Source organism: Agromyces humi, from assembly GCF_009720255.1.
Classification (GTDB): domain Bacteria; phylum Actinomycetota; class Actinomycetes; order Actinomycetales; family Microbacteriaceae; genus Agromyces; species Agromyces humi.
Genome location: NZ_WJSP02000401.1, coordinates 1 through 3,195 on the forward strand (window position 1 = coordinate 1; position 3,195 = coordinate 3,195).

Here is a 3,195-nt window from a genome sequence, read left to right on the forward strand (position 1 = left end):
GCCGTCGCTCGCCGGCTGAGCCAGGCGAGCGCGGCGCGGCGTCTGCCAGACTCGGTGGAGCGTCGCGCGCGGGGGCGCCGACGACACGAGGGGAGCACATGACGACCGAGCCCACGGCGGCCGCCACGATTCCGGGCGGCCGGATCCGCCCGCTGACAGAGAAGGACCGCTTCGGGCGGCTCATCGAGCGGCGCGACGGCGATGACTTCCCGTTCTACAACGGCGAGCCCGTCGAGCTCTCGGTGGGCAAGTGGATCCTCGTCTGGTCGTCGGTGGCCGTCGGATTCCTCGCGCTCATCTTCATCCCCCAGCCGAACACCGTCGTGGCGATCCTGCCGCGGGCGCTGTTCGTCATCATTCCGCTCGCGGTGCTCGCCCTCGTCGCCGGCCGGCACTGGACGGCGATCTTCCGCAGGGTGCGACTCGTCGACGTGGGCAACATGTTCTTCTTCGCCGCCCTGAACATCGTGCTCACGTTCGTCATCGGTGCACTCGTGGCCCTCGTGTTCCCCGTCGCGCCCAACACCGTCATCGCGGATGCCGGTTCGGCCGGGGCGGCCGAGACGGTCGCGCTGTACGTCGGCAGCGGCATCCAGCTCGTCGGCGAGGAGATCTTCGTCGTGCTGCCGTTCCTGGCCCTCATGTACTTCCTCTTCGCCAAGGCGGGCGTCTCGCGGAAGACGGCGATCGTCCTCGCCTGGATCATCTCGGCGCTGTGGTTCGGCGCGGCACACCTCCCGACCTACGACTGGAACTGGGCGCAGGCCTTCCTCATCATCGGCTCGGCGCGCATCGCGCTCACCCTCGCGTTCATCCGCACGAAGAACCTCTGGGTCGCGGCGGGCGCGCACATCATCAACGACTGGGTGTTCATCACCATCTCGGTCATCACGGCCGGCGCGGTCGCGGCGGGCTGACCCGCTCGCGTCGAAACCGACCCGAAACAGGCGGCTGCGAGACTCGTGAGGTGACCAGCACCATCGACATCCAGAACGGCGACCTCACCGACGAGCGGGTCCTCCGCCTGCTCGCCGACCACCTCGATGACATGTTCGCGACCTCGCCCGCCGAGAGCGTGCACGCCCTCGACGTGTCGGCGCTCGCGGCATCCGGTGTCACCTTCTGGACGATCGCCGACGGCGACGACGTGCTCGGCTGCGTCGCCCTCAAGGAACTCGACCCCGAGCACGGCGAGCTGAAGTCGATGCGAACGGATGCCGCGGCGCGCGGCCGCGGGCTCGGCGCCCGCCTGCTCGAGCACGTGCTCGCCGAGTCGCGACGGCGCGGATACCGCAGGCTCAGCCTCGAGACGGGGTCGCAGGACTTCTTCGCCCCCGCCCGCGCGCTCTACGCGAAGTACGGCTTCCGCGAGACGGGGCCGTTCGGCGACTACGCACTCGACCCGCACAGCGTCTTCATGACCCTCGAGCTCGCCTAGCCCCTCTCGACCCACTCAGCCGTCACTCGGTCGCAAGGCGATACGACGGCAGGCCACGGCGCCGGATCAGCCATTCGGCGATGAGCAGGTTCGGCAGCCACGCGAGGAAGGCCATCGCGACGTAGGCGTTCGCGAACGCCGTCCCGAAGTCGAATTCGCCGCTCGAGAACGGCACCTGCGCGAGGATGAGCGCGAACAGTCCGAGCCGCAGGGTCACGGCGGCGTACGTGAGGGCGAAGTTGCGGATCATCCAGGCCTGGTGGCTCGCGACATCGCCTCGCCGGATCGAGCGGTAGGCCCGCCACCCGGTGACCAGCCACAGCACGCCGAGTGCGCCGAACCCGAACAGGCCCGTCAGGCCGGCCTGGCTGATCGGGGCGATCGCGAGGCCACCCAGGGCCGCGATGCCGACGGCGGTGAGGTAGACCCGCCCAATCGAGCGGTGCACGAGCGGATGCCGCGTGCGCAGCCCGCGCCAGAACTGGAACGGGCCGACGACGAGGGCGATGCCGCCAGCCACGATGTGGGCGTAGAACGCAACGAGCACGAACCACGGCCGTCCGGCGTACGCCTCGGCGAGCCCGCCCGAATCGGACTGCGACAGCGTCTCGAGCGACGCGGTGAGGTAGGGCGTGACGGCGAAGGCCGCGATGCCGAGCGACGACAGCACGACCGCGAGCCATCCGGCCCTCGAGCGCCCGGTGATCGTGCGCGTGGCCGTCGACGGCGGCTGCTGGCTGGTGGGTGTCGTGGTCATGGCCGCACGCTATGACGGCCGCGGCGACGCCGAAATCGGGAGAACCCCCGTCCTCGACGGGGGTCGGCTCTATGCTGAGCGACGATGCCGCGCCACGATGCGGGCCGGCACGCTGCGGCACGACCGAAGGAGCTCGATGACCGACCTGCGCCCCGCTTCCACCACCGCGCCCTCGCCAGGCGATGCCCGCACGCTTCGCGGGGCCCGCCGCATCACCATCATCGGGGTGATCGTCTCGGTGTCGCTGGCCGCGGTCGTCGCCATCATCTCGGTGATCACCGGCGACCTGTCGCGGCAGTCCACGATCATCCTCACGACGCTGCTCGTGACCGGCTTCGGCCTCACCATGCTGTGCCATCTCGGGGTCGCGGGCCGCCCCGTGCGCATCGTGGGCTTCGTCGGCATCGGCGTGAGCACCGTCGCCCTCGTGCTCGGACTCATGCTCATCTGGTGGACGTGGCTGCTCAACTCGGACTTCGCGGTCGACGTGTGGCGCTGGTTCGGCGTCAGCGTGATCCTCGCGGTGAGCCTCGCGCATGCGAACCTGCTGCTGCTCCTCGCCGGCCGCCGCCATCCGGCAGTCAGGATCGCGCTGACCGTCACCCTGTGCGCGATCGCCACACTGGCCCTGCTCGGCATCCTGCCGATCCTCAGCGAAGGCGACATCCCGGCGCCCGGCACCGAGGACGGCTACTCCCGCGCGGCGATCGTGATCGCGATCATCGACGCGCTGGGCACGATCGTGCTGCCGGTCGTTGCGCTCTTCCTCCGCGATCCGGGGGCGGGCACGACGGCGCCGGATGCCGCGACTGCGGCTGCTGCGGCTCCTGCTGCTGCTGCCTCTGCCGGTCCGGATGCCCCACCGGCCCCCGAGGGCACGACCGGCGATGCGGTCGAGCAGCGCATCGCGCGCCTCGAGGCCTCGACCGGTCTTGGGCGGAACGCGCTGCTCATGGCCGCTCTCGACGCACTCGAAGCGACGCGGGCAGGCACGCGCGCG

General features: G+C 70.6%; 4 protein-coding genes. 3 read left to right on the plus strand and 1 reads right to left on the minus strand.

Features of this window, described 5'->3' with window-relative positions; all coding sequences use genetic code 11:
• Nucleotides 1-98 precede the first annotated feature (98 nt).
• Nucleotides 99-917, plus strand: coding sequence for a CPBP family intramembrane glutamic endopeptidase (locus GH736_RS19845; RefSeq protein ID WP_203230870.1), 819 nt, complete (start codon nucleotides 99-101; stop codon nucleotides 915-917).
• A 50-nt stretch (nucleotides 918-967) separates the two neighbouring features.
• Nucleotides 968-1,438 carry a GNAT family N-acetyltransferase gene (locus GH736_RS19850; RefSeq protein WP_235934519.1) on the plus strand — a complete coding sequence of 157 codons (471 nt, stop codon included), beginning with the start codon at nucleotides 968-970 and terminating at the stop codon, nucleotides 1,436-1,438.
• Between the two features lie 22 nt (nucleotides 1,439-1,460).
• Here GH736_RS19850 and GH736_RS19855 read toward each other — a convergent pair whose 3' ends face one another.
• Nucleotides 1,461-2,195 (minus strand): DUF2306 domain-containing protein, encoded by a 735-nt coding sequence (locus tag GH736_RS19855; protein WP_159606403.1) that lies wholly within the window; start codon nucleotides 2,193-2,195, stop codon nucleotides 1,461-1,463.
• A 136-nt stretch (nucleotides 2,196-2,331) separates the two neighbouring features.
• On the opposite strand from GH736_RS19855, the gene GH736_RS19860 reads away from it, so the two are divergent.
• The coding region (locus GH736_RS19860; RefSeq protein ID WP_203230871.1) for a hypothetical protein at nucleotides 2,332-3,195 on the plus strand (864 nt) is incomplete at its 3' end.

Coding starts and splice junctions, on each gene's coding strand:
- GH736_RS19845 (WP_203230870.1), top strand. CDS start 99: ATGACGACCGAGCCCACGGCGGCCGCCACGATTCCGGGCGGCCGGATC.
- GH736_RS19855 (WP_159606403.1), bottom strand. CDS start 2,195: ATGACCACGACACCCACCAGCCAGCAGCCGCCGTCGACGGCCACGCGC.